Here is a 25,981-nt window from a genome sequence, read left to right as displayed (position 1 = left end):
CCCGGAATACGGAACCGTGGCCAGTTCGGCGTCGCCGGGCTGGGCCGACAGCGTGGTGGAGATCCCCACCACGTAGTGCAGGCCGCGGGCTTTCAGGCCGAGCCGGAACGCGGCAGCGTCGCCGTATCCGGCGTCCGCGATGGCCAGCGGCACTTCGATTCCCCAGGAGCGTGTCTCGTCGACCATGTCCAGGGCCAGCTGCCATTTCTCCACATGACCGATGTCGTCGGGGATGTTGCAGGATGTGCGGCGGGCGACCTTGTCCGGGTCCGCTTTCGGCGAGGCGGGGTCCCAGCTCGGGGGCAGGAACAGGCGCCAGTTGACCGCCGCCGAGGCGTGATCGGATGCGAGGTGCAGTGAGACGCCCACCTGGCAGTTGGTGACCTTGCCCGCGGTGCCGGTGTACTGCCGCGACACGCACGCCGAGGCGTTGCCGTCCTTGAGGAACCCGGTGTCGTCGAAGACCAGCGCGGTCGGCCGGATCTCTGTTTCCATCCGCCAGGCGAGACGGGCCCGGATGTGGGCCGGATCCCACGGGCTGGTGGTGATGAAGTGGGCCAGGGCCTGCCGGTTGCCGTCCTCCCCGAGCCGAGCGGCCATCGGCTCGACCGACTTGCGTTTGCCGTCGGTCAGCAGTCCCCGCAGGTAGACCNTCCGCCAGGCGAGACGGGCCCGGATGTGGGCCGGATCCCACGGGCTGGTGGTGATGAAGTGGGCCAGGGCCTGCCGGTTGCCGTCCTCCCCGAGCCGAGCGGCCATCGGCTCGACCGACTTGCGTTTGCCGTCGGTCAGCAGTCCCCGCAGGTAGACCTGGCCCCACCGGCGCTGGTCGTTTCTCGCGAACGGCTCGAACATCTCCGCCGCAAACGCCTCCAACTCACCACGCGCCAAAGTCATCTCGTCCGGAGTCACACCCACTCAACGCCACACCGGGCCCGAAGGACACGCACCAGGACAACCAACCTGACCAAGCACTACTAGGGTCCGGCCGGGCGCACCAGCCCCGTCTCGTAGGCGAAGACCGCCGCCTGCGTCCGGTCGCGCAGGCCGAGTTTGACCAGAATCCGGCTCACATGCGACTTCACGGTCTGTTCCGCCACGATCAGCTGTGCGGCGATCTCCGCATTGGACAGTCCCTGGGCGATCAGGGACAGGACCTCCGTCTCACGCTCGGTCAGATCGGCGATGCGCTCCTTGAGCGGGGAGCGCGGCGGGCACGCCAGCCGCGAGAACTCGCTGATCAGTCGTCGTGTGACGCTCGGAGCGAGGAGTGCCTCTCCGGCCGCCACCACCCTCACGGCACCTGCGAGTTCGGCGGCGGAGGCGTCCTTGAGCAGAAACCCGGAGGCTCCGGCGCGCAGGGCGTCGTACACATACTCGTCCAGATCGAAAGTGGTGAGGACGAGCACCTTGGGCGCTCCCTCCGTGTCTCCGCCTCCGCCCCTGATACGGCGGGTGGCCTCGATGCCGCCGCACCGCGGCATCCGGATGTCCATCAGCACGACGTCGGGAGCGAGTTCCACGGTCTTGGCGACGGCGTCGAGCCCGTCGACGGCCTGACCGACGACCTCGATGCCCTCTTCGGCGTTGAGCAGCACGGTGAAGCCCTGGCGGACCATCATCTGATCGTCGGCGACCAGCACGCGGATCGTCACAGAGCGCCTCCTGCCGTGGCGGCGCTGGGCTCGCGCGTGCCGTCCGGGAGGATCGCGGTGACGTCGTAGCCGCCGTTCGCCGTGGGTCCTGCGGCCAGTTCGCCGCCCAGCATGGCCGCCCGCTCCCGCATCCCGGGAAGTCCGTGTCCGAGGCCTGTCGCGGTGGGCGCGCGGCGGGCGGGAGCGGAGTTCACCACCTGGACGGTGATCTCCGACGGGTGGTAGGCGATCGCGACGCGCACCGCGGCGCCGGGTGCGTGCCGCATGGCGTTGCTGAGCGCCTCCTGCACGATCCGGTAGGCCGACAGACCCACGCCCGGCGGCAGGGGGCGCGGCGATCCGGTCGTCTCGGCGGTGACGGTGAGCCCGGCGCCCCGCACGGTGGCGACCAGTTCGTCCAGACGGTCGAGCGTGGGCTGAGGGGCGTGCCGCCCGCCCTCGGCGGAGGGGTCCTGTGCGCGCAGGACGCCCAGGATGTGGCGGAGTTCGGTCAGCGCCTCGACCGCGCCGTGGCGTATGCCGGCGAGGTTCTCCGTGAGCTCGCGGGGCGGGTCCTCGACAAGATGCCGGGCGACCTGCGCCTGAATGGAGATGACCGACATGTGGTGGGCGACGACGTCGTGCAGTTCCCGGGCGATCCGCCCGCGTTCCTCCAGGAGGGTGCGCCGGGTCTGCTCCTCGGCGGTGAGCTCCTCCTGTTCGGCGAGGCGTTCCCGGGCCACCCGGCTGGTGCGCAGCGAGACGCCGACCACCGCGGCGATGGTGAAGGGGATGGCGCCGCCGATGACGGTCAGGTTGTGGTCGTGACCGCTGAGGGCGGCGTTGGCGGCTCCCGCCAGCAGGGTCAGGGCCGGTGCCGCGATCGCCCCGAGGGGTCTGATCCGCAGGGCGAGCAGGAACAGAACCAGCGTGTGCAGGGCGATGCCCGCGATGCTCCAGGGCCACGGCGTGCCCGCGCCGACACGTCCGTCCGCGCTCAGGGCGGTCAGGAAGAGCGCCGCCGTGGACAGCTGCCAGGCGGACGCCGGGCGGTACAGGGCGAGGCAGACGGCGGCCGACTGGAGGACGCCGAGCAGCCACAGGGTCGCCGAGGGCGATGACCCCTGGACCGCATGGGCGTTGACGTTCCACAGGCCTACCAGTACGGCGAACAGCACGGCGTGGCCGTGCGGCAGCCAGCCCAGCCAGGCGTGCCGGGGCAGCGGTGCGCGCCGTGTCGTCCACAGGTCCGCGAGCCCCGCGGCGTGCGGCAGCAGGCGGCGCACCGCCGTGCCCGGCCGCTGTGCGTCGTCTTCCGCTGTCACATGGATCACCCTAGGCCCCGTTCTGACGTGGTCTGCAGCAGGGACGTTAGAGACAGGACCAGGCCGGCCGCATCACGCCGTGGAGTGCACCGTCGCCTGGCTCTTGAGTACGACGGGACTACCGGGCAGGGGTCGGCGGGGAGACGGCCGCGTGTCGGGCGGGGCGGCGCTCGTTCGCCGGTCATGGATCGCTGATCGCGTGTGTCCCGCCGGGCCGGCGCCGGAGCGCTGTGCTGCCTGCTGTCGTTGTCCGCCTTCCTGGCCGGGGGTCCGCACCGGCCGCCGCGGCGGACCGTGCCGCGGAGGGCATCGGCTATGTCGCCCTGGGGGACTCGTACTCCGCCGGGGTGGGCGGCGTCCCGGCCGTGTGATTCCGGCCGCCGTGGCCGGCCTCGAAACCTGTGTCATACATGTGTTCCTCCATGGATGCGCAGGTCAGGGGATGTGCCTCGGGCGGCTGGATCATTGCGGCGGTCGAGGGGAAACGTTGCTGCCCGGGACCCCGGCTGTCAGCATTCCGGAGCGCGCACGATGCGGCGGCCGGGGCAATGGGCCAGAACCCGGCCGAGCCCCCCACCCGTTGGTTCTGCCCGTGGGACGACCAACTAAGGAGTGCTCACCTCATGGTGCGATCGAAACTGCGGATGCTGCTGCCCGGTGCCGTGGGCGCCTTCGCTCTGCTCGGCGCCGCCGTCTCCCCCGCCACGGCCGCGCCGGACGCCGCCGCGGCCGATGCCTCGTCCGGCGCCGCTGCCGCCGCCTTCTGGTCCTGCACGGTTCCGTCCGGCTATGTGTACACGAACACCCGCTCCACGCTGAGCTGTTCCTCGAGCGGATTCAGAACCCAGTACTATGTGCAGCCGCCCAAGGACGGTCTGTGGGCGTGCAGGACGGCGTCCGGCTTCACTTACACGAACACGAAGTCCACTCTGGACTGCTCCACCGGCAGCGGATTCCGCACCAAGTACTACCTCAAGACCCCCAAGACCGGTCTGTGGGCCTGTACGGTGCCGTCCGGCTTCACCTACACGAACACGAAGTCCACTCTGGACTGCTCCACCGGCAGCGGGTTCCGCACCAAGTACTACCTGCGGGCGCTGTGACCGACGGCTGACCGCGCGGGGTGCGGCGCCGGGCCGGATGTCCGGCCGGGCCGCACCCCGTGCGCGTACGGCTGCCGCCCGCCGTGTCAGCTCCCGTTGAAGGTCGGCTTCCGCTTCTCCAGGAAGGCGTTCATGCCCTCCTTCTGGTCGTGTGTGGCGAAAAGCGCGTGGAAGGTGCGGCGTTCGAAGAGGAGCCCGTCCCGCAGACCCGTCTCCAGTGCGCGGTGCACGGCCTCCCGGGCGGCGAGGACGGCGGGTCTGCTGAAGGAGGCGATGGTCTCGGCCGCGGTCCGCGCCTCTTCGGCGAGCCGGTCGGCGGGGACGCACCGCGAGACCAGGCCGGTGCGTTCGGCTTCGGCGGCGTCCATGGTGCGGCCCGTGAGGATCATGTCCATGGCCCGGGCCGTGCCGATGCGGCGGGTCAGCCGCTGGGTTCCGCCGATGCCCGGGATGACGCCGAGTCTGATCTCGGGCTGGCCGAAGACCGCCGTGTCGGCGGCGATGATCAGGTCGCACATCAGGGCGAGTTCGCATCCGCCGCCGAGAGCGTGGCCGGCCACGGCGGCGATTTTCGGGGTGCGCAGGGCGGCGAACGTCTCCCAGCCGGCGAAGTGGTCGTCGGCGGCCATCTCGACCGCCGTCTTGGGGGCCATCTCGGCGATGTCGGCCCCAGCGGCGAAGGCCCGCTCGGATCCCGTGATCACAAAGCACCCGATGCCGGGGTCGCTGTCGTACGGGGTCAGGGCGTCGTTGACCTCCTCCATCAGCTCGCTGCTCAGCGCGTTGAGCACACGGGGGCGGTCGAGGGTGACGGTGACGACCCGGCCGGTGCGCCGCACCCGGATGGTGCGGTAGGCGCGGCCGTCGGAAGGATCGGTCATGGGTGTGTCTCCTTGTCGGGTGATCAGATCGTCGGGGCGTCGGGGCGTCGGGTGACCGCCGGTGGCCGGGACCGGTGGTGGCCGGGGCCCGCGGTGGCCGGGTCGTCGAGTCGGCGGGGATGCGGGGATGTCAGGAATCCCAGATGGCTCCGTAGGCGGGGATGCCGAGCCGCTCCATCCCGTGGACGACCTGCCAGGTGAGCTTCTTGTTGGAGATGCAGATCACCGCCTCGGCGTCGAACTCCCGGAAGGCGGCGTAGGCGAGGCGCACCATGTCCGGCTTGCCGCTCTCGGTGGTGTCCCAGATGACCGCCTCGGGCTGGGCGGCGAGGATCTCGTCGACCAGCCGGTCGCCGTAGGTCTCACGCGGGGCGCGGGTTGCCCAGACCAGCCGGGAGGGCACCTCGGCGGCCAGCAGATGGGGCAGGACGGGTCCGATGCCGCTGCCGGTGGACACGTAGACGACCTTGCGGAAGAGGGTCTCCACATTGGCCACTCCGGCCGTGGTGATGCCCTTGACCCAGACATGGGACGGCCGGTCGTCGATGAACGCCCCGGTCCAGTCGCCGGCCCGGGAGACGGTGAGACGGAAGCCGCTGCGGCCGGGCGTGGGCACATTGGCGAAGGAGTGCCACTCGGTCAGCGGGCTGCGGCTGATCGCGGTGGAGGACCCGGCGAACGGGGTCTCCCCGTGGTCGAAGCGGGCGATCGCCACATGCCGCGACGGCCGTTCGATGCTGACGGGCACCTTCCGCAGCCGCAGCCAGGGCAGGGCGACGCTCAGGGTCAGCAGGGCCAGCACCCATACGCCGGGGTCGGCGAGCGGCGGTGCGGAGCGGGCGCGCAGCGACAGCAGGGTCTGGGCCCACAGCAGGGCGAGCGCCGCCCAGCCGCCGAACCGGTGGCTGCGTTCGAACAGGTCGTGGCGGCGTGCGCGCAGCGGCGGCAGTGCGAGGGCCACCACGGCGATCAGCAGCACCAGCAGCGCGTAGGAGACGGCCAGCAGGCCGGCGGGCGCGCCGTCCGCGGTCAGCGCGGCGACCTGGGCGACGAACCATCCGGTTCCCATCAGGGCGCCGCCGACGTGCAGCCCGCCGAAGTGGTACACCTTCGCGAGGGTCCAGCGGATGCGCAGCGGCCAGTGCAGGGGGGCGGCGGTGGCGACGCGGAAAAGCAGGTTGATGACGTACTGCTGGCGGACGAGTACGGCGAGCGCGACGTTGGCGAGGGCGAAGCGGCCGAGGGTGTGGGCGTCCGGGGCCGCCTGCCCGCCTCCGGCGGCGAACTGCGCAGCGGCCGGCACCAGGTTGACGGCCACGACGAGGGCGATCAGCCGGTTGTAGTGCATCAGCCGGGGGTGTTTCCAGATCCGGCGCAGAGGGTGTACGGGCGCGGGGAGTGCGATGTCCTGGGGACGCAGCCGGGGTCGCAGCCGGGGCGGGGTCGTCACCGTACGGCCTCCTCTGCCTCCGCGGCGCGGATGTGTTCGGCTACGGGGTCTGGCTCCGGATGCACGGCGCGGTGCTGCTCGGCCAGTCCGCGCAGCGCCGCCTTGTCGATCTTCCCGCGGCTGGTGCGGGGCAGTCGGGGGAGGATGTGCACCGCGTCGGGGACGCAGTAGTACGGCAGCGCCGCGGCGACGGCCTGCCGTGCGGTCTGCGGGTCGGGGCCGCCTCCGGAGCTCTCCCGGGCGATGAAGGAGACGAGCGTCCGGGAGTCCAGTTTGAGGGTCGCGGCGCGTACACATCCGGGCAGGGCTTCCAGTACGGCCGAGACCGCGTCCAGTTCGACGCGGAAGCCGCGGATCTTGACCTGGTCGTCGGTGCGCCCCAGGATCTCCAACTCGCCGTCGGCGGTCCAGCGGCCCAGATCGCGGGTTCGGAACATCAGCCGCCCGCCGCCGAGGAACGGGTCGGGCGCATAGCGCTGTGCGGTCAGCTCGGGGTTGTCGAGATAGCCGGCGGATATCCCCGCGCCTCCGGCCCATATCTCGCCCGTCTCGCCGGGCGGCAGGGGCCGGCGGGCGGCGTCGAGGACGTAGACGGTGTTGTTCGGAGTGGGGCGGCCGATGGTGAGTCGGGGTGCGGACGGGGTATGGCGCTGCATGGTGTTGACGATGGTGGTCTCGGTCGGGCCGCAGGAGTTGTAGAAGACGGCGCGGGCGGCCCATCGGTCGGCCAGTGCGCGCGGGCAGGGCTCCCCCGCCACGGCGACGACCCTGACCCGTTCGCAGTGTGCGGGGTCGACGGTGGTCAGGATGGTCGGGGTCGCGATCACCACATCGGCGCGGCGGACGGTTTCGGCGATGTCCCGGCCCCTGATGAGCAGGGTCGCGCCGCGGCCGAGGGCGCCCAGGATCTCCCAGGCGGCCATGTCGAAGGCGATGTTCAGGATCTGGCTGACGCGCTGTCCCGGCCCGATGCCGAGGCCGCCGGGCTCGGTGAGCAGCAGATTGCACACATTGCGGTGGGTCACCACGACGCCGTTGGGCGGCCCGGTGGTGCCGGAGGTGAACAGCACATAGCAGGCGTCGTCCCCGGTCGGCGCGGCCCCGGCGGGCCGGCGGGCGTCCGGGGCGGGAAGGGGGCCGGCTGCCGCCGTGTCGACCTCGATCACCGAGGGGACCGCCCGGAGCGGCGTCAGCCGCCTGTGGTCGGAGGTGGTGAGCACGACACGGGCCCGCGTGGTCCCCAGTACGTGGCGGAGCTGTTCGGCAGGGGTGATGCGGGCGTCGAGCGGCACATAGGCGGCCCCGGCCTTCAGCGCCGCGAGCAGCCCCACGAGCAGCGGGATGCCGCGCCGGGCGACGACCGGCACCAGGTCTCCCCCGCCGATCCCGGCCGCCGACAGCAGCCCGGCCAGCCGGTCCGCCTGCCGGTCCAGTTCTCCGTAGGTGATCGACATGTCGCCGTGTTCGGCGGCGACGGCGTCGGGGCGGGCCGCGGCCTGCGCCTCGAAGGCGTGGTGGATGCAGTCGTACGGGAGGGCGACGGCCGGGCCGTGTCCCGGGCCGGGCGGCAGCCCCCTTTCCGGCCACACTGGTCCCGGCACCGCTGGTCCCGGCACCGCTGGTCCCGGCGTCCGTGGTTCCGGTTCGGCTGATCCCGGCTCCGCTGCGGGCCGCGGAGCGCCGAGGGACGCCGCGGGGACGCCGTCGTCCCGGCCGTCGGGATCCGGGCCGGTGCGGAGCGGAGTGTGCTGATGGGTCGTCACGTGGTGATCCCCTCTGGTGGAGACATGCCGGGGACGGCGTGGAGACATGGCGAAACAGGCCGCGCCGAGCGGGCCGGCCGGGCGCTGGAGCCCGCCCCCAGCCCACACGAGCCGCCCGGGGCGGCCAAGGAGAACCCGGCCGCCGTCACAGTTCCGTAAGAGCCTTCGCACGCGGACGGGGAGCAGCCCGCGACGGGCGCCGTGTGCGGGCATGCGTCGGACATGGCGGATCTCGCGGACCGGCTCAGGCGGCAGAAGGCCGCGGCCGCCCCAAATGACGTGGGAGGCCGGTGGACGGCGAAGACCGGGCTCGGGGGTGCGCGACGCCTCGGATGTGCCGGTGCGCCGTCGCCGCCGGAGGGCTGCCGTGCGCTCAGGCGCGGGGATGCTCCCCGGAGTCCGGCGCGCCGGCCGGGCGGTCCGCGGCCGCCAGGGCCGGTGCGAGGGCGGAGCGGACTCCGGTGAACCAGACGTCGAGGTCGAGCAGCACGGGCAGCGCCGGATCGTCGGGGTCGGGCGGGCCCGCGGGTTCGGCGGGTTCGGGGTGCGGCGTCTTAGGGGGGCGGCCGGCGAGGAGACGGTCGCCGAGACGGGTGCATGTGCCGGCGAGGGCGGCGGCCGTCTGCCGTGCCCAGGTACGGGAGCGTGGGCCGGGGCCGCCGTCCCGGGGGCGCATGTCGTAGGGAAGCCAGTGGGCGCCGAGCAGGATCTGCCGGGCGGTCACGTCGACGGCGTGGAAGTCTGGGTGCGGCCCCTCCCGTGCGGTGCTGTGGGGTTCGCTCTGGTACTGGGCGAAGGACGCCTCGGCCAGCCGCAGGGCGTGCCGTGCCGCGAGCGTCGAGGGCGGCGGGCCCTCGGCGTCCGCGGGCGGCCTGAGGACCGCCGCCGTGGTCTCTTCGAGCAGCAGCGCGGTCGTGTGCAGCAGGCGTCCCATGGACCGGACCGTCTCCCTGCGTGCCCCGGCGGGCCAGGCGAGCAGTGAGCAGGCGAGGCCGATGACGCTGCCGGTGACCACGTCCAGCAGGCGGGTTTCGGCGAGCTGCCAGGTCACGGGGGCCAGTTGGGCGAAGGCGACCGAGACGACGAGGGTGAACAGGGCCTGGCCCCAGGCGGGGCCGAACAGGGCGCCGGCGGCGAAGGCCGTCAGCATCACCGGTGCGAGCAGGGCCGCGTACACGGGTCTGCTCGGCCCCGCCCCGATGATCAGGGCGGCTGCGGCGAGCGCTCCTGCGAACGTGCCGAGCAGGGCGGAGCGGACGGTAGACCACGTCTCGACGGCCGTGCTCCGGCCCAGGGTGAGCACGGCCAGCAGCACCCAGAAGCCGTGTTCGATGTCGAACGCGCCCGCGACGAGCCGCGCGGCGCACAGTCCCAGGGTGATCCGCACCGCGTTCTGGAACTGTACGGAGCTGCGGGTCAGATGGCCCAGCAGTCTGCTTCGCCACAGGGCGAGTGCGCCGGCGTCCGCGTACGAGAAGAGGTCGCTGTCCGGGAACAGCGGCCTGGGGCGGCGGCCGCCCCTGGCGACGTCGACGGCCGCCGCGAGGATGCGGGTGGTCTGCGCGGCGGCGAGCACCGCGGTACGGCGGCCCAGGACCTCCGCGGGGGGCCGTCCGCCGTCCGCCTCGTCGGAGTCCGCACGGGCCTGCTGAAACGTCTCGACCGCCGTACGCAGTTCCGGCGGGTCGCCGGAGTGCGCGCCGTACGGAGAGGGCGCGGAGGGGTGCCTGGCGGCGGAGGCGGTCCGGGCACAGGCGTCGGCGACGGCGGTGAGCAGGGCCGCGGAGGCCGGGTCCGGGCAGCGTGCGGCTCCGGGGGGCGCCGCCCGGATCATTGCGGCCAGCTGGCCGAGCAGAGCGCGCACCGCGCCCGCGGCATGGGAGAGGGCCCGGTCGGTGCGGGCCGCGGAGGCGGGCCGCTCGGCGGGCGGCACCTGTGACGGACGCAGCCGTTCGCCGGCGGCGGCCAGTTCGTCAGGCGTGGTCCCGCGCTGCGGGCCTGCGGGCGGCACGGCGGACAGCTGTTCCGCGGCCGTGCCCGCGAGGGCGGCCGCGTCGGCGAGCAGGCCACGGTAGGTGGCCCCCGGCGGCGGGACGGGCAGCAGGAACCGCTCGGAGGCGGTCAGCAGCAGTGCGCCGAGGGTGTAGCCGGCGAGCCTCTCCCACAGGGTGCCGGGCTCGTACGGGGGGAAGGAGGGGAGGATGTACAGCAGTTGCAGGCCGGGGGCGGCGCCCGCGGCACGGGGGCCCGCGACGGCGGCGAACGCCAGGCAGAAGCCGACGACGGCCATGCCGGCGACCGCGCTCCAGGTGTGGACGGCGAGCAACGTGCCGGCGGAGACGAGCACCCAGCCGAGGGGAAGCGTGACCAGGAGGACGGCCGCCCGCTGCCGGCCGGAGCCGGGGATCCTGGCGAGGAGGCCCATGGCGACGGCGCCGAACAGCGCGTACAGGGCCATCACGGGCCGGTCGAGGCCGTAGAGGCAGCCGTAGAAGCCCGCCGCGGCGGCCGCCGTGACGCGGACGCCGCCGTGGACCGCTTCCCTGCGGTCCGCCGGGGCTCTCGCGCCGGGGGCTGCGTGCGTCATTGCCTCATTGTCGGCCAGGGCGCGCTCCGCGGAAAGCCGTGATCGGGCGTCGCGCGTGTGCGGGCACGCCGCGGCCGGTCGCGCCCACGCGGAGGAGCCGCATCATCGATACGGCCCCACGCCCTCTTGTCAGGCCGGGGCCGAACCGGGCCGGATGTCGCCGGCCCCGCTCAGGTGCGTGCTCGGGCACGGCGGATGCGCCACGCGACGGCGAGTCCGGCCGCACAGGCGAGCACGGCGCCCGCCGCTGCGAGGTATGCGGCGGGGCCGGTCCCGGCGGCGGCATCGGGTGCGGCTGCCGCGGTCGCGGTCGCCGGCTCGTCGGGCCCGGCCGCGGGCGGGGCGGCGGAAGCGGCAGGTGGGGCGGCGGAGGCCGCGGGCGGGGCGGCCTCCGGCGGCGGGCTGCTCTGCGGGGCGGCCGGTGATGCGGGGGTTCCCGGGGAGACGGTGAGCTCCGCCTGGTCGCGGCCGAGCCCGGGGTGGCCCGCTTCCACGGTGACCGTCCAGCGGCCGGGCGGCAGGGCTTCGGCGGTGGTGTAGCCGGTGGCGGCGTCCTGGGCGGGGATCAGCTTCCATGGGCCGATGTTCTGTGTGCCGTCGGCGCTGACCGCGTTCACCGTGGCGGCGACGCGCCCCGCGACGGGATCGCTGTCGTTCTCCCAGGTGACGGTCGTCCGCACATGTCCGAAGGAATGTCCGGTGATCTCCACGTCCAGGGTGCCGCCATGGGCGAGGGCGGCGGGCGCGGCGGTCGTCGACAGGGCCTGCCCCGCCAGGGTGAGGGCGGCGGCAGCGAGCAGGGCTCTGCGCATGGCTGGGACTCCAGACGGTGTGGGTTCGGGCGGGCCGGCGGACGCACCGGGCGTCCGCCGGCCTGCACAGCAGGGACTGGCGCAGCCTCAGGAGGCCTTGTGGACCGTCCAGGTCTGCGCCGGGCCGCCCGTGGCGTGCTGCAGCTCGATGAGCCAGGAGCCGTAGTACGGGCGGTTGCTGACGCCGAGGACATAGCGGCTGCCGGCTGCGGTCACCGTGATGCCGCTGCCGCTGCGGGCGATCTTCCACCGCTGTGCGGGGACGTCGCGGCAGGGCTGCTGGGCCACCCACATGCCCGCGGCGGGCGTGCCGCCGGTCTGCAGGCACTTTCCGGAGACGGCGGAGCGGATGCGGTGGTGGCCGCCGCCCGCGTCGTCCATGTGCCACTGCTGCTGGGCGTACCCGTTGCGCTGCGAGCCGACGAGGACGGCGCCGGACGCCGTCTGGCCGCCCCACACCTCGGCGGCCGCTCCGGTGGCGCCGTTGGTCAGCAGATAGCGGACGCCGGGCGTGGTGGTCGTGCCGCCGCCGTTGCCGGGGGTGCGGAAGGAGAGCGCCTTGCCCCGGCTGCCGTCCCGGCCCGCGGCGTCGCGCACGGAGACGGCGAGGGTGTACTCGGTTCCCGGTGTCAGGTTGTAGATCCGGGCGCCGGCCGTGGTCACCCAGCCGAGGTGCCTGCCGTTCAGGAACAGCTGGTACCAGGCCGCGCCGTCGACGGGCTTCCATGACGCCATCGCCGAGTCGGGGGCGAGCTGGCCGACGCTCACGTCGGGCCCGGCCGCCGGTCCGCCGGTCGGCCCTCGTGTCGGGGTCGGGGTGGGCGTGGGGGTGGGCGTGGGCCGGGTGGTTCCCCTGTCCTTGATCAGGAACTGGTTGTCGGCGATGTTCCAGTGCGTGGCCAGATAGCTGCCGGGCCTGGGATCGGTGTGGAAGTAGTCGTCGTGGTTGCAGTCCAGACGGTTCTCGTATCCGCGGTCCTGGCAGACGCTGCGCATCCTGGGGTAGTACGGGCTGTCCGAGTAGCACATCACGTCCCACTCGTCCGTGCAGTGCGCCCCGCGGCTGGTGTTGGGCGCGCTGTTGTTGACCGCGCCCAGATTGTGGCCCAGTTCGTGCGCCGCGGTGTGGCCGCCCCAGCAGCCCGCGTCGGTGCGCCCGTAGGAGGGGCCGAAGTTGGACAGGTTGTTCTGGCCGGGGCGCTCGTCCCCCGCGAACGTGCCTATGCCGCAGTAGACGTTGGCGTCAGCGAAGATCATGTACTTGCGGTCGCGGCGGTCCAGGCCCTTCGCGGCCAGCGCCCGGTTGGTGGCGCTGAACTCGGCGAGCGCGGAGGCGGGCAGCTCGACGTTGAGGACGGTCGGCGTGCAGTCCGCGGCGGTGACATAGCGGATGTGCCGTACGCCGCCGGTGTCCTTGGCGCTCTCCGAGTAGATCAGGTCGGCGTCGGCGGCCCACTTCCGGAAGGACGGCAGATACTGCGCGTACCGGTCGCGACCGGGTGCGTGGACGTACACCGCCTGGACCCGGTTGCCCGTGGCGCCGTCGCCGTCGCAGCGGACGGTCTGCCCGGCAGGGCCCTGGGCCGGGGCGGACGTCTGCGTCGACGGGCGGTCGGCCGCGGGCGGCGGGCTCGTCTGCCGCGCGTCCTTCGCCGCGCGGGCGTCGAGCGCGGGGGCGCCGGCCTTCCTCGGCAGCTGGGGGTCCTCGGCGGGCGCCTCGGACGGCTGCGCGGGTGCGCTGTCCTGCGCGGGGCGGTCAGCGCCCTTGGCCGGGTCCGGTGCGGGAGCCGTCTGCTTGACGGCGGGCGGCGTGTCCTTGGATATGTCGACGCCCTTGGGGGGCGCGTCGGGCCCGTGGGTGCAGTGCCCCTCCGACGTGCGGTACACCCCGGTGCACGGGTCCTTCTCGGGGGCGGCCTCGAGCCCCTCGTAGACCATGCCCCGCTCGGGCTCGCCCTGCGGCACCTCGGTCAGCGGCTCGGGCTCCTTTTCGCGGGCGGGCTCCTCGGCGGGCTCGGGAGCGGCGGACGGCGTCGCGTCCGCGGAGTCCGCCTGGGCGAGCGCCAGCGGCCGCCCGGCATCCTCTCCCGGCTGTGTCACCTCGTAGGCAACGCCCCCCGCGACGGCCGCCAGGGCGACGGCGGCCGTGGCGAGCACCAGTCGGCGGGGCCTGCGGCGCGGCGGCTTCTGAAGTCTTCGTCGTCCGGACAAAAGACGGCACCTCTTCCTTGGTCAGGGGATGGGTGCGGGAAGCCTGCCAGAGCCGCCGACCTTGGAAATTCGGGCAAAAAGGGGCCGATGATCCGAATCCGTTCCGTTACCAGGAGTATGAAATTGATGAGCCGTCAAGATGCCTGCACACAAGGCGTGTTACGCGCGTCAACCCGAGGTTGTCTAGTCCTGTTTAAGGATGTCGTGATCTGATCGAAATAAACAGTCGAGGCTTTTGAACTTCCGTCAACCGCTGTTTTCACACGGTGAATTGACGTGATCACCAACCGTGCCGCTCCGCGCCGGAGCAGAAATGCGCGCCCCGCGGGGCGACACGGCGCACACGCGCGGCGTGCCGGAGCCGCGCCGACCGGCCGACCGCGCACGCCGGGCCGTAAGCTGGCCTCGTGCACGACGTGCCGTTGTGGTTGTGGATCGTCTTCGCCGCCATCCTGCTGGTGTCGCTGGCGGTCGATCTGCTGGCTCACCGGCAGGCACACGTCATCGGCTTCCGCGAGGCCGCCCTCTGGAGCGCGGTGTGGGTGGGACTCGCGGTCTCCTTCGGCGTCGTCGTCTTTCTGGTCGTCGGCCATTCGGCCGGGGTGGAGTACACCACCGCGTGGCTGCTGGAGAAGAGCCTGTCCGTCGACAACCTCTTCGTCTTCGCGCTGATCTTCGGCTACTTCCGGGTGCCCCGGGCCTATCAGCACCGGGTGCTCTTCCTCGGCGTGCTCGGGGCGCTGGTGTTCCGCGGCGTCTTCCTGGCAGCGGGGATCGCGGTGGTCAACCGGTTCACGGCTGTTCTCTTCGTCTTCGCGCTGATGCTGTTCTACAGCACCTACAAGATCGTCAAAGGCGAGGAGTACACGTTTGACCCGGACCGGAGCATCGCCCTGCGGCTGCTGCGCAAGGTGGTTCCCGTACGGGACGACTACGCGGGGGCGAGGTTCTTCGTCCGGGAGGCCGGACGGCGCGTCGCCACCCCTCTGCTCGCCGTGATCGCGGCGATCGAGGCGGCCGACCTCGTGTTCGCCGTCGACAGCGTCCCCGCCGTGCTCGCCGTCAGCGGCGACATGTTCATCGTCTACACGAGCAACGCCTTCGCCATTCTGGGGCTGCGTGCCCTGTACTTCCTGCTCGCCGGGCTGCTGGACCGCTTCCGTTATCTGAGCAGGGGGCTGGCGGTCATCCTCGCCTTCATCGGCGTCAAGCTGGTGCTGCAGGCCCTGCACAAGACCGTCGCCACGGCTGTCCCGGAGATCCCCTCACTCATCAGCCTCGCCGTCATCGTCACCGTCCTGTCGGCGTCCGTCGTGCTCAGCGTGGTGCGTCCGCCGGACGGGGGCCGGCCGGAGCGTCAGAAGGCGCGGCCGCGCCAGGAGTAGGACGAGGACAGCCAGGACGTGATCCGGCTGATGTCGGAGCTGGTGACGATGCCCACGAGCCTTCCCTGGTCCAGCACCAGCGCCCGGTGCACGGAGCTCGACTCCAGCGCGGGCAGGAGCTGCACGAGATCGTCGTCGGGGTGTGCTGTGGGCACGTCCTCCAGCGGGACCATCACCGCGGACAGGCCGGTGGCGGCGCGCCGGTCCTCGGGCACGTCGGCGGCGGCCTTGACCGTGACCAGACCGACCGGCCGCTCCTCGTCGTCGACGACCGGGAAGGCCGAGTGCCGGTACCGGTACGCGGGGCTGGCCAGAAACTCCGCCACGCTCGCGGAGACCGGGGCCGCCACGGGGTCGGGACCCATGGCCTGCCGCACCGCGATGCCGCCGAGCAGCTCCCGCAGCTTGGCCTCGCCGCCTTCTGCGGTCGCCATGGCGATGAGGAACCAGCCGACGATCGCCAGCCAGATCCCGCTGAGGGCGGCCCCGGCGATGGCCAGATAGACGCCGACGGCGACGAGCAGCCACCCCAGCGCGCGGCCCGCGCCCGCCGCGACCGCGGTCGCACGCAGCGGATTGCCGGTCCTGCGCCACACCAGCGCCCGCAGCAGCCGCCCGCCGTCCAGCGGAGCGGCGGGCAACACGTTGAACACGGCCAGCAGGATGTTGATCGCGGCGAGCCATGCCAGCACCTCCACCAGCAGCCCCGCACCGAACACGGAGGCCAGCAGGCCGGCCAGGAAGCCGAACGCCAGCCCGAGCAGCAGGCTGACCAGCGGCCCCACTCCGGCGATGCGCACCTCGGCCCCCGGTGTGGGCGCCTCGCTCTTCAGCCGTGCGATCCCGCCGAGCAGCCAGAGGGTGATGTCCTCCACGGACACCCCGTTGCGGCGGGCCACGACGGCGTGGCTCAGCTCGTGCGCCAGCAGGGACAGCAGGAAGACCACGGAGGCAGCCAGGCCGGAGAGGGCGTACAGCCACGCCGGGTGGTCGGGGTACGCCTCCGGGAACCGGGTCGCCAGCCCCACGGCGAGCAGCACCAGGATGACGAGGACGCTCCAGTGGACGCCGACGCGGATGCCCGCCAGACGCCCCAGCATGAATGTCGCCTTCACGGCAGGTACCTCCTCCCGACTCCAGTCTCCTTCCCCGTGCGGGTTTCCCGGCAGAGCCGCCCGGCCCTCCCGTACGACCGGGTGCGAGGGACGGCGGCGGCGGGCGCGGAGCGGGCGCCGGGGGGCGCCGGAGTGTCGCGGCGGGGGTGCGGTCCCGGCCGGTGGAGAGGGACGATGGTAGCCACGTGACCGGTGCGGTACGTGGCAGGTGCGGTGACGGCAGACCGGAAGGAGGGCGCCGATGAGCACGGCCGAGTCCTTCCCCGCCCCCGGCCCCGGTGGGGTGTCAAAGCCGCACGCCGCCGCCTCCGAGCCGGGCGGGCTGCTGGATGTGCTGAGCGTCGCCGCGGTGGTGCTGGACGCGCAGGGCCGGGTCGCGCTGTGGAGCCCGCAGGCCGAGGAGCTTTTCGGTTACACCGCCAAGGAGGCACTCGGCCGGTACGCGGGCAGACTGCTGGTCCACCCGGAGAACCTCCCGTTGATCCGCCGGCTGTTCGCGGAGGTCATGGCGGGCGAAGAGGGACGGTGGGCGGGGGGCTTCCCGGTACGCCACAAGGACGGCGGCACTCTGCTGGTGGAGTTCCGCAATATGCGGCTGCACGGCGCTCGGAAGGACTTCTACGCCCTGGGGCTGGCCACCGAACAGGGCACGCTGCGCCGCGTGGAGCGGGACCTGGCGCTGTCCACCCGGCTGATCTCGCAGTCCCCGATCGGCCTCGCGGTGGTCGACGCCGATCTGCGCTATGTCACCGTCAATCCGGCCCTGGAGCGCATCAACGGCCTGCCGGCCGCCGACCACGTGGGACGCCGGGTCCGGGAGGCGCTGCCGTTCCTGGACGCCGACGGCATCGAGTCGGCGATGCGCGAGGTGCTGGCCACCGGCGTGCCCCTGCTGGACCGGGAGTCCGTAGGGCGCACGCCGGCGGACCCGGACCGGGAACACGCCTGGTCGGTGTCCTACTACCGGCTGGAGGCCTCTAACGGGAAGGTGCTCGGCCTCGCCATCTCCGTGGTGGACGTCACCGAGCGTCACCGGGCGACGGCGGACGCCGCCCGGGCCAGAGCTCGCCTGGCGACGGTCGCCGACGCCTCCATCCGCATCGGCACCACGCTCGACCTCGACCAGACGGCCCGTGAGCTGGCCGATGTGTCGGTTCCCGAACTGGCCGACGTGGCGGCGGTGGATGTGCTGGACTCCATCCTCGACGGCCGCTCGCCCGGCGCCCGCGAGCCGGGTCCCGCGGTGTTCCGAGCCCTCGCGGTGGCCGCCTCGCACTCCGGCGACGCCGTGCGCGCCGCCGACCCGCCCGGACAGATCGCCCGCTATGAGGCCGACCGGCTGGTCACCGCGTGTGTGCAGAGCGGACGGCCGGTGCGAGTGCCCAGGGTGGCGGAGGGCGATCTGCCGCGGATCGCCCGCTCTCCGGAGGCGGCGTCGCTGCTGGCCTCCGCCGGTGTCCACTCGTATATGGCGGTGCCGCTGATCGCCCGCGGCGAGGTCCTCGGCGCACTGGACCTCAAGCGCACCCGCCACGCGGAGCCGTTCTCGGCGGAGGACGAGATCCTGGCCGGTGAGCTGGCCGCGCGGGCCGCCGTGTGCATCGACAACGCGCGCTGGTACGGGCAGCTGCGCAGCACCGCCCTGAAGCTGCAGCACAGCCTTCTCCCCCAGCAGCCGCCCGACCAGCCCGGCCTGGAGGTCGCCTACCGCTACCAGCCCGCCCAGGCGGCCAGCGAGGTGGGCGGCGACTGGTTCGACGTGATCGCGCTGAGCGGCGACAAGACGGCGCTCGTCGTCGGCGATGTGATGGGCAGCGGCATCGACGCGGCCGCCGCCATGGGACAGCTGCGCACGGCCACCCGGACCCTGGCCGAGCTGGACCTCGACCCCGCCGAGGCACTGCGCCACCTCGACCGCATCACGGACCGCATGGGACAGCCCATCACCACCTGCGTCTACGCGGTCTACGACCCGCACCGCGGCCGGTGTCTGATCTCCAGCGCCGGGCATCTGCCGCCCGTGCTGCTGCGCCCGGACCAGGGCCCCGAGCTGCTGCGGCTGCCCACCGGCGCGCCCCTGGGCGTGGGCGACGTCGAGTTCTCCACCACCGCGTTCGCCCTGCGCCCCGAGGACGAACTGGTCCTCTACACCGACGGCCTGGTCGAGACCCGGGACCAGGCCATCGACGTCCGGCTGGAGGCGCTGATCGACGTCCTGTCCGGACGCCGGCTGTCGCTGGAGCGTACCTGCGACGTCCTGCTGCACTCCATGCGGCGGCCGGGCGACCACGACGACGTCGCCCTGCTGATCGCCCGGGTGCGCAGCGGGCTGCGGACCTGAGGACGGGGTGCGGTTGCCGCCGGAGCACCGACCCACGCAGGCAACATCGCCGCGGGGTCGCCGACGCCACGCCCTACACACATCTGCTGCCGGGCCCAGGCGTGTTAGGCGCGACCCGGCTGCCGCGCACGGGCGGCCCTGCCCCTGCGCACCCGCCTCCACCGGCTGTCGTCCGGGCAGCCGGTGGAGGCGGCCGTTGAGCACGTCGGCGCGGCCTTACGTACTTCCGCGGGCAGGCAGCAGTCGCCCCCGTGGAGGTTCCCCATGGCCGAATCCGGCAGCAACGTCACCGACCTGTTCCGTGCGTCGACGGCGCACAGCCCCTCCTTCGCGGCGCTGAGCAGGGCGGCCGGAGACGGGCGGGAGCTGGTCGACTTCTGCATCCCGTGCAACCCCTACTTCCCCACTCCGGAGATCTTCGCCGAACTGGGCCGGCGGCTGCGGGAGATCCTCACCTACTATCCGAGCAGCGCGGACACCATCACCGCGGAGCTGTCCTCCGTCCTCGGGCTCAATCCGCAGACCGTCGCCATGGGCAACGGCTCCACCGAACTGATCACCTGGATCGACCATCTGCTGGTGCGGGACTCGCTCGCCGTGCCGGTGCCGACGTTCGGCCGGTGGACGGACCAGCCGATGGAGACGGGCAAACGCGTGGACATGTTCCCGCTGCCCGAGACGGCGGGCTATGCGCTCGATCCGGCCGCCTTCGTCGACTTCGTGCGCGCCCGCGGTTCCCGCACCGCCGTGATCTGCAATCCGAACAACCCGGACGGCGGCCTGCTGCCGCGCCGTCAGGTCCTGGCCCTGCTGGACGCCCTGCACGATCTGGACCTGGTCGTGGTGGACGAGTCGTTCCTGGAGTTCGCCGACGCCGAGCCGGACCCGAGCGTGGCCGCGGAAGCCGTGCTGCGCCCGAACGCGGTGGTGCTGCGCAGCCTGGGCAAGAACTTCGGGCTGCACGGCGTACGGTTCGGCTATCTGGTCGCCAACCCGGGGCTGGCGGGCCGGGTGCGTGCCGCGCTGCCGAAGTGGAACCTCAACTCGTTCGCGGAGACCGTGGTGTTCCTGCTGAAGGACCACCGCGAGGAGTACGAGCACAGTCTGCGGCTGGTGCGCCGGGACCGCCAGGAGATGATCTGGCAGCTCAGCCGGCTCACCGGGCTGACCGTCCATCCCTCCCAGGGCAACTTCGTGTACGTACGGCTGCCGGAGGCGGTGGACGGTGCGGAGCTGCGCGACCGGCTGCTCCAGGAGCACGGGGTGCTGGTGCGGGAGTGCGGCAACAAGATCGGCAGCTCCAGCCGGCATCTGCGGCTGGTGGTGCGACCGCAGGAGGATGTGCGGCGGCTGCTGGCGGGACTGGAGCAGACGCTGTACGGCGCTCGGAACGGTTCCGCCCCGCAGCCCCTGCCGGCCCCGTACCCGCTGCCCGCCGCCCATCCGCTGCCGGCGGCGCACAGCACCGGCACGGCGGCGTACGGCACCGGCACGGCGGCCGTGGACCGCCTCCTCACCGGAGCGTAGGCGGCGCGGCGGCGAGCGCCGGTCAGGCGGGGCCCGCGGGCTCGGCGCTGCCGCCGGAGCGGGCGGCTCAGCGCAGCAGAGGTCCGTCGGCGAGCGGGAGCGCGGCCCCGGCGGCGAGCCCGAGAACCAGGGAGGCCGTCGCGGCGGCACAGGCGGCCGCGGCGGCCCAGGTTCCGGACGGGGCCAGGACGGTGCGGAGCCGGTCCTCGTCCCCCGCGGGGCGGAAGCAGGGGGCGAGCCAGCGCAGATAGTAGAACAGCGAGGCGACGGTGTTGACCGCGGCGAGGGCCGTGAGCCAGGTGTAGCCGCCGTCGACGGCGGCGCTGAAGACCTCCAGCTTGCCGATGAACACGGCGGTGGGCGGGGTGCCGACGAGGCCGAGCAGGCATACGACCAGGACGGCCGCGAGCGCGGGGCGGCGGCGGGCGAGCCCGCGGTAGTCCTCCAGCCGCCGGGCGTGCGGCAGTTCGGCGACCACGGCGAAGGCCCCGAGGTTGGTCAGCGCATAGGCGGGGAGATAGAACAGCAGCCCCTGATGGGCCAGTTCGCTGCGGGTGGCGACGGCGGCCGCCATCAGCAGATACCCGGCCTGGCTGACGGCGGAGTAGGCCAGCAGACGGGTCACCGACGTCTGGAAGAACGCGGCGAGGTTCCCCAGCGTCATGGAGGCGGCCGCGAGAACGGCCAGCAGCAGCGGCCAGTCGACGGTGTCCGCGGGCATCGCCTGGTGGAGCAGCCGGTACACGGCGATGAGCGCCCCGATCTTCGGGAGCGTGGTGACGAATGCGGCGACCGGTGCGGCGGCCCCGTCGGCGACGTCGGGCATCCAGAAGTGCGCGGGCGCCGCCCCGGACTTGAAGAGCAGTCCGGCGAGGACGGCGACGAGGCCGACGGCGACCACCCCGTACGGCGCGGCGGGCAGCGCGGTGTGCAGCTGCCGGTACCCGGTGCCGCGGCCCGCTCCGTACATCAGCGCCACGCCGCCCAGCATCACGACGCCGAACAGAGCGCCCAGCAGGTAGTACTTCAGGGCGGCTTCCACGCCCCGCGCGTCCTTGGCGAAGCCGGCCAGCGCATAGGCGGGGACGGAGGCCAGCAGATAGCCGGCGAACAGCATCAGCAGATCGTTCGCGCCGGCCAGGGCGAGGGTGCCGGCCGCGGAGAGCAGCAGCAGGACCCAGTACTCGCTCTCGCGCCGGTGGCCGCGCACGCCGGGCGCGGAGACCGCCAGCAACAGCAGCAGGGTGATGAGGACGGCCAGCCGGGCCGCGCCGGTGGCCGCGTCGACGGCGAAGGCGGCGGAGAAGACGGTCTGTTCGCCGTCCGCCGCAAGGGTGTGCGCGGTGGCGGCGAGACCGGCCAGGGCCGCCGCGGCCGCGAGGACGGCGACGCTCCACTGGCGGTGGCGCGGCAGCCAGGACCCGGCGAGGAGTCCGGTGACGGCCGCGCCGACGAGACAGATCTCGGGCAGCAGGGCGGTCAGGTTGCGGTTCACCGGGCGACCAGCCCTGCCACGGCGCGGCTCGCCGGTTCGATCACGTCCAGGAGGGGGCGGGGCAGCACGCCGATGACGAGGGCCAGTCCCAGCAGCGGTGTGACGGCCGTGGTCTCGGGGACGGCCAGATCGCCGAACCGGCCGTCCGGGGAGCCGGGCGGCAGCCGCAGGGCTCCGAGGAACATCTGCCGCAGGGCGCGCAGGAACAGGGCCGCCGTCAGCAGGATGCCGGTCACGGCCAGGGCGGTGGCGGTCGCCTGGGCGGCGAGGCTGCCGGTGAAGATCTGGAATTCGGCGATGAATCCGGAGAAGCCGGGGATGCCGAGGGAGGCGAACGCGGCGACGGCGACGGCCGCGGCGAAGCGCGGGGCCGGCCCGGCGAGCCCGGAGTACGCCTCGACGGCGTAGGTGCGGCCGCGCTCGTAGAGCACCCCGGTCAACAGGAACAGTGCCCCGGTGATGAGGCCGTGGCTCACCATCTGGGTGACGGCTCCGGTGACGGCCAGGGTGCGGGCCTGGTCGTCGGTCCCGCTGAGCACCCCGGCCGCGCCGACGGCCAGGACGACATAGCCCATGTGGTTGACGCTGGTGTAAGCGATCATGCGTTTGACGTCGGTCTGGCCGAGGGCGACCAGCGCCCCGTAGACGGCGGAGACCGCGCCGACGACGATGAACGCCAGGGCGTACTCCCGCCAGACGCCGGGCAGCAGCGGCATCGCGATGCGGACGAATCCGTACGTCCCCATTTTCAGCAGGACCCCGGCGAGGATCGCGGAGCCGGCGGCCGGCGCCTCGGTGTGGGCCGGCGGCAGCCAGGTGTGGAAGGGCACGGCGGGCGTCTTGACCGCGAGGCCCACGCCGAGGGCCAGCAGCACCAGTGCCGCGTAGGCTCCCCGGCCGGCCAGCGGATCCGCCGCGGCCAGCTCGGTGATGTCGAAGGTGTGCGGGGAGGCGGCCAGATACAGGCCGATGAAGCCGAGCAGCAGGGCGAGGGAGCCGATGAAGGTGTAGAGGAAGAACTTCAGCGCCGCCGCCCGCCCCCGCTCGCCGTGGCCCCAGCCCGCGATGACGAAGTACATGCCGACGATCGACAGATCGAAGTAGACGAAGAACAGGATCAGGTCCAGGGCGCTGAACAGCCCCAGGCAGACGGTTTCGAGGAACAGGAACAGACAGGCGTAGGCGCGGACGCGTCTGGTCTCGCGCAGCGAGTAGACCGCCACGGCCAGGAACAGCACACAGGTGAGGGCGAGCAGCGGCAGGGACAGTCCGTCGACGCCGACGTGGTAGCCGACGCCCGCCGTGGGGATCCAGTCGGCGCGCTGCTCGTACTGGAGGCCGCCGTCCGGGTCGAAGCCCGCCCAGAGGGCGGCGGCGAGGGCCAGATCGACGGCTGCGGCCGCGATCCACACACCGGTGCAGACGCGGTCGGGCACCGGGCGCGGCCAGAGCAGGAGTCCGGCGCAGACCGCGAGGGGGAGAAAGACGACCAGGGTCAGCATGGGGTGCCTCGCCGCATGGGTTATCTCAGGGACAGCAGGAGCAGGGTCAGCACCGCGAAGCCGACCGCGGCCTGGGCGTAGTACTGGTGCAGCAGGCCCGTCTGCGGGCGGCGGGCCGCGCGGCCGAGCCGCCGCGCCGTGCGGGCGACGGCCCGCACGAGGGCGTCGACGCCGCCGTCGTCGGACCGGCGGGCGAGTCCGGCGGCCGTCAGGGCCGCACGGGCGGCGCGGTGTACGGCTCCGTCGACGACGCGGTCGTCGAAGACGGCGGCCGCGCGGGCCAGCGCCAGGACGGGGCGCACGGCCAGGGTGCGGGCCGCCTGTTCCAGGCCCAGCCAGCCGGCGGCCCAGCGCCGGACTGCGGCGGGGCGGAGGAGCCGCGGTCCCGGCCCGCGCCCCTGTATCCGCCAGGCGAGCCAGGCAGCCGAGAGTGCGACCGCGGCGGACAGCGGCAGTTGCCAGGCCGACGGGGAGGGTTCGTCCGGGGTTCCGACGGCGTCGCGGAGCGCGGAGAACACGCCAGGCAGGGCGAGCACGCCGAGCGCGACCGCCGCGGCGGCGAGCACGAGCAGCGGCGGGCGCATCAGGGGGGTGACCCTGCGGGTGCCGGGCTCCTCGGTGTCGTATCCCTGCCGCGCGTCGCCGGGTGTCTCACGCAGCACGTACCAGAGGGCTTTGACGCTGTAGACGGCGGAGACGGCGGCGGCGGCAAGCCCGGTGGCGTACAGGGCCGCGCTCTGTGCGAACGCTGCGGCGAGCACCTCGTCCTTGGCGGCCCACAGCGACAGCGGCGGCAGCCCGGCGAGGGCCAGGGCGCAGGCGGTGAAGGCGGCGCCGACCCACGGCCAGGCGCGGGCGGCCCCGCGCAGCGCGGGCAGTTGCTTGGTTCCCAGGGCGTACAGCCAGGCCCCGGCGGCGAGGAAGAGGCCGGCCTTGACGGCGGCGTGGGCGGTCAGCTGGGCGGTCCCCGCGGCGACGCCGCCCGTGCCCGCGGCGAGCACCATAAAGCCGATCTGGGAGCAGGTGGAGGCGGCCAGCAGCTGTTTGAGGTCTCTCTGGGCGGCCGCCGCCACGCCGAGGAGCAGTGCGGTGGCGGCGCCCGTCCAGGCGACGAGCGGCCCGCCCCAGGCGGTCGCCGCGAGCAGGGGATGCAGCCGCAGCAGCAGATACGCGCCCGCGGCGGCCATGGTCGCCGCGTGCAGCAGCGCCGAGACGGGGCTGGGCGCCTGCATCGCGTGCGACAGCCAGAAGGAGAAGGGAAGCTGGGCCGACTTGCCGAACGCCGCCGCGACCACGCCCGCGGTCAGCAGATGCACCCACGGGCCCCGGGCTCCGGCCAGCGCGTCGAGGTCGAGGGCCGTGACCCCGCCGGCCAGGGCCGCGCCCGCGGCCAGGTACAGGCCCAGATCGGCGGTCCGGGTGGTGAGGAAGGCCGTGTCGGCGGCGCGGGTGCGCTGCGGCTGGCGCCACCAGAAGCCGATCAGCGCCCAGCTGGCTGCTCCCATGACCTCCCAGGCCATCAGCAGCAGCGGGAGGGTGGTCGCGGTGACGGTGATCAGCATGGCGCCGGCGAACAGCAGCATCAGGCCGTGGAACCGTCCGCCCTGGCTCAGCCGGTCGCTCTCGCCCGCGGAGAACACCAGCACGGCGAGTGTGACGGCGGCGACGACGACGGTCATGACGGCGGAGAGCCCGTCCACGCGCAGCCCCGCGCGGATGCCGGCGAACAGCGGTGCGCTCGCCTCTGGGCGGAGGACGGCCGAGGCGACGGCCAGGCCGAGGGTGGCCGCGGCCGCGGCCACGCCGAGGGCCGGCGCGGGGCGGTCGAGACGGCGGCCCGTCAGCAGCAGGGCGGTCCCCGCGGTCAGCGGTACGGCTGCGAGCAGCCAGAGCAGGGCGCTCACCCCTTGAGGTCCTCGGCCGCGTCGGCCGTGTCGATGTCGCGGGAGCGGAAGACGGCGGTGGTGACGGCGAAGCCCATCGCCATCTCGACGGCCATGGCGACCACGGCGGCGACGACGATGACCTGGCCGTCGGCGGCGGCCGGCGCGAGGAAGTGCCACAGGGCCGCCGCGGCGGTGATGACCCCGGCGATCATCAGCTCGACACCCATCATGATCATGACGATGGACTGCTGGGACAGCGCGCCGTACAGCCCGACCGAGAAGAGCGCCGCGGCGAGGAGCAGGAACAGCTCGAGCATCACCGGCCCACTCCCCCGCCCGCCGGGTCATCCGGCCGGGGCCGCGACAGGTCGTCGCCGAAGCGGTCGTAGCGGCCGCGGCCCACGGCCAGCACGGTCGCTCCGACCATGGTGGCCAGCAGGGCGAAGCCGAGCGTGACCATGGTGAGCATCTGATCGCCCATCAGCGCCGCGCCCGCCTGGAAGGTGGTGTCCTGCGGAGCCGTGCCGACGCGCCCGGGCCAGGGCGCGAGGAGGACGCCGGCCGCGAGGCCCGCGAAGACGACCCCGCTGATCGTGAGCGCGCCGCGCCGGTTGTGGACCATCGACATGGGCATCAGGCCCGCGGGGTTCATCATGTAGGCGACCATGAACACGGCCATGACGACCATCTCCATGACCATCATCAGGACGGTGACGACGCCCAGATAGGGCAGGCCGAGGAGGATCACCTCGCCGCCGACGCAGACCAGGGACGCCAGCAGGGCGAAGGTCGCACGGGCCATGGAGGCGCAGCGGAACACGAGGACCGCGCCGGTCACGGCGAGGACGGCCAGTACGGCGAAGAGCGCGGCGGTCATGGCGGCGCGGTCACCTCTCCTTCGGGCATCCGACTCCGACGGTGCGGGCGGTCGACGGGCGGTCAACGGGCGGGCAGCGGGGGCGGG

The 25,981-nt window shown here is 73.2% G+C and carries 20 protein-coding genes; 5 read left to right on the top strand and 15 right to left on the bottom strand.

The window, feature by feature from the left end; genetic code table 11:
* The 3 genes from QCN29_RS16150 to QCN29_RS16140 form a co-directional block, all read right to left on the bottom strand.
* Positions 1-855 (bottom strand): IS701 family transposase (locus QCN29_RS16150; protein ID WP_279928784.1); only part of this gene is annotated, 855 nt, incomplete at its 3' end.
* 122 nt (positions 856-977) lie between these two features.
* Positions 978-1,655 carry a response regulator transcription factor gene (locus tag QCN29_RS16145; protein WP_279928769.1) on the bottom strand — a complete coding sequence of 226 codons (678 nt, stop codon included), beginning with the start codon at positions 1,653-1,655 and terminating at the stop codon, positions 978-980.
* Positions 1,652-2,965, bottom strand: a complete 1,314-nt coding sequence (locus QCN29_RS16140; protein WP_450169457.1) for a sensor histidine kinase — start codon at positions 2,963-2,965, stop codon at positions 1,652-1,654. Before QCN29_RS16140 ends, QCN29_RS16145 begins: the two co-directional genes overlap by 4 nt.
* A gap of 224 nt (positions 2,966-3,189) precedes the next feature.
* On the opposite strand from QCN29_RS16140, the gene QCN29_RS16135 reads away from it, so the two are divergent.
* Positions 3,190-3,330 carry a hypothetical protein gene (locus tag QCN29_RS16135; RefSeq protein WP_279928767.1) on the top strand — a complete coding sequence of 47 codons (141 nt, stop codon included), beginning with the start codon at positions 3,190-3,192 and terminating at the stop codon, positions 3,328-3,330.
* Between the two features lie 252 nt (positions 3,331-3,582).
* Positions 3,583-4,062 carry a hypothetical protein gene (locus tag QCN29_RS16130; protein WP_279928766.1) on the top strand — a complete coding sequence of 160 codons (480 nt, stop codon included), beginning with the start codon at positions 3,583-3,585 and terminating at the stop codon, positions 4,060-4,062.
* A gap of 86 nt (positions 4,063-4,148) precedes the next feature.
* On the opposite strand, the gene QCN29_RS16125 is transcribed toward QCN29_RS16130, so the two are convergent.
* The 6 genes from QCN29_RS16125 to QCN29_RS16100 all read right to left on the bottom strand — a co-directional run bounded on the left by QCN29_RS16125 (position 4,149) and on the right by QCN29_RS16100 (position 13,766).
* Positions 4,149-4,943, bottom strand: coding sequence for an enoyl-CoA hydratase-related protein (locus QCN29_RS16125; protein ID WP_279928765.1), 795 nt, complete (start codon positions 4,941-4,943; stop codon positions 4,149-4,151).
* Positions 4,944-5,073: 130 nt separating this feature from the next.
* Positions 5,074-6,393, bottom strand: coding sequence for a hypothetical protein (locus QCN29_RS16120; RefSeq protein WP_398859242.1), 1,320 nt, complete (start codon positions 6,391-6,393; stop codon positions 5,074-5,076).
* Positions 6,390-7,994 carry an amino acid adenylation domain-containing protein gene (locus tag QCN29_RS16115; protein ID WP_398859254.1) on the bottom strand — a complete coding sequence of 535 codons (1,605 nt, stop codon included), beginning with the start codon at positions 7,992-7,994 and terminating at the stop codon, positions 6,390-6,392. The genes QCN29_RS16120 and QCN29_RS16115 overlap by 4 nt, the downstream gene beginning before the upstream one ends.
* Before the next feature lie 535 nt (positions 7,995-8,529).
* Positions 8,530-10,743 carry an FUSC family protein gene (locus QCN29_RS16110; RefSeq protein ID WP_279928764.1) on the bottom strand — a complete coding sequence of 738 codons (2,214 nt, stop codon included), beginning with the start codon at positions 10,741-10,743 and terminating at the stop codon, positions 8,530-8,532.
* A 170-nt stretch (positions 10,744-10,913) separates the two neighbouring features.
* Positions 10,914-11,555 carry a hypothetical protein gene (locus tag QCN29_RS16105; protein WP_279928762.1) on the bottom strand — a complete coding sequence of 214 codons (642 nt, stop codon included), beginning with the start codon at positions 11,553-11,555 and terminating at the stop codon, positions 10,914-10,916.
* 87 nt (positions 11,556-11,642) lie between these two features.
* Entirely contained in the window at positions 11,643-13,766 is a 2,124-nt protein-coding gene (locus QCN29_RS16100; RefSeq protein WP_279928760.1) for an RICIN domain-containing protein, read from the bottom strand.
* Positions 13,767-14,173: 407 nt separating this feature from the next.
* On the opposite strand from QCN29_RS16100, the gene QCN29_RS16095 reads away from it, so the two are divergent.
* Positions 14,174-15,151 carry a TerC family protein gene (locus QCN29_RS16095; RefSeq protein WP_279928758.1) on the top strand — a complete coding sequence of 326 codons (978 nt, stop codon included), beginning with the start codon at positions 14,174-14,176 and terminating at the stop codon, positions 15,149-15,151.
* Here the strand turns inward: QCN29_RS16095 and QCN29_RS16090 are convergent.
* On the bottom strand, positions 15,124-16,266 hold the full coding sequence (locus tag QCN29_RS16090; protein ID WP_279928756.1) for a site-2 protease family protein: 1,143 nt from the start codon (positions 16,264-16,266) through the stop codon (positions 15,124-15,126). The two genes, QCN29_RS16095 and QCN29_RS16090, sit on opposite strands and share 28 nt — an antisense overlap.
* Before the next feature lie 241 nt (positions 16,267-16,507).
* On the opposite strand from QCN29_RS16090, the gene QCN29_RS16085 reads away from it, so the two are divergent.
* Together QCN29_RS16085 and QCN29_RS16080 are read left to right on the top strand one after the other, a co-directional pair.
* Complete coding sequence (locus tag QCN29_RS16085; protein WP_279928754.1) at positions 16,508-18,607, top strand: SpoIIE family protein phosphatase; 2,100 nt, start codon at positions 16,508-16,510, stop codon at positions 18,605-18,607.
* Positions 18,608-18,871: 264 nt separating this feature from the next.
* Positions 18,872-20,134, top strand: coding sequence for a pyridoxal phosphate-dependent aminotransferase (locus tag QCN29_RS16080; protein WP_279928753.1), 1,263 nt, complete (start codon positions 18,872-18,874; stop codon positions 20,132-20,134).
* A gap of 67 nt (positions 20,135-20,201) precedes the next feature.
* On the opposite strand, the gene QCN29_RS16075 is transcribed toward QCN29_RS16080, so the two are convergent.
* From QCN29_RS16075 to QCN29_RS16055, 5 genes are read right to left on the bottom strand one after another with little or no spacing between them, the layout of a single operon-like run.
* Positions 20,202-21,629: an NADH-quinone oxidoreductase subunit N gene (locus tag QCN29_RS16075; RefSeq protein WP_279928752.1), complete on the bottom strand. Its 1,428-nt coding sequence runs from the start codon at positions 21,627-21,629 to the stop codon at positions 20,202-20,204.
* On the bottom strand, positions 21,626-23,131 hold the full coding sequence (locus QCN29_RS16070; RefSeq protein WP_279928751.1) for a complex I subunit 4 family protein: 1,506 nt from the start codon (positions 23,129-23,131) through the stop codon (positions 21,626-21,628). The genes QCN29_RS16075 and QCN29_RS16070 overlap by 4 nt, the downstream gene beginning before the upstream one ends.
* 20 nt (positions 23,132-23,151) lie before the next feature.
* Positions 23,152-25,035 carry a proton-conducting transporter transmembrane domain-containing protein gene (locus tag QCN29_RS16065; RefSeq protein ID WP_279928749.1) on the bottom strand — a complete coding sequence of 628 codons (1,884 nt, stop codon included), beginning with the start codon at positions 25,033-25,035 and terminating at the stop codon, positions 23,152-23,154.
* Positions 25,032-25,337: an NADH-quinone oxidoreductase subunit NuoK gene (locus QCN29_RS16060; protein ID WP_279928748.1), complete on the bottom strand. Its 306-nt coding sequence runs from the start codon at positions 25,335-25,337 to the stop codon at positions 25,032-25,034. Before QCN29_RS16060 ends, QCN29_RS16065 begins: the two co-directional genes overlap by 4 nt.
* On the bottom strand, positions 25,334-25,894 hold the full coding sequence (locus QCN29_RS16055; RefSeq protein ID WP_240139198.1) for an NADH-quinone oxidoreductase subunit J: 561 nt from the start codon (positions 25,892-25,894) through the stop codon (positions 25,334-25,336). Before QCN29_RS16055 ends, QCN29_RS16060 begins: the two co-directional genes overlap by 4 nt.
* Positions 25,895-25,981 lie beyond the last annotated feature (87 nt).

Origin of the sequence: Streptomyces chengmaiensis (assembly GCF_029846775.1) — a bacterium.
Classification (GTDB): Bacteria; Actinomycetota; Actinomycetes; order Streptomycetales; family Streptomycetaceae; genus Streptomyces; species Streptomyces chengmaiensis.
This window is presented reverse-complemented; position numbering and strand designations above follow the sequence as displayed.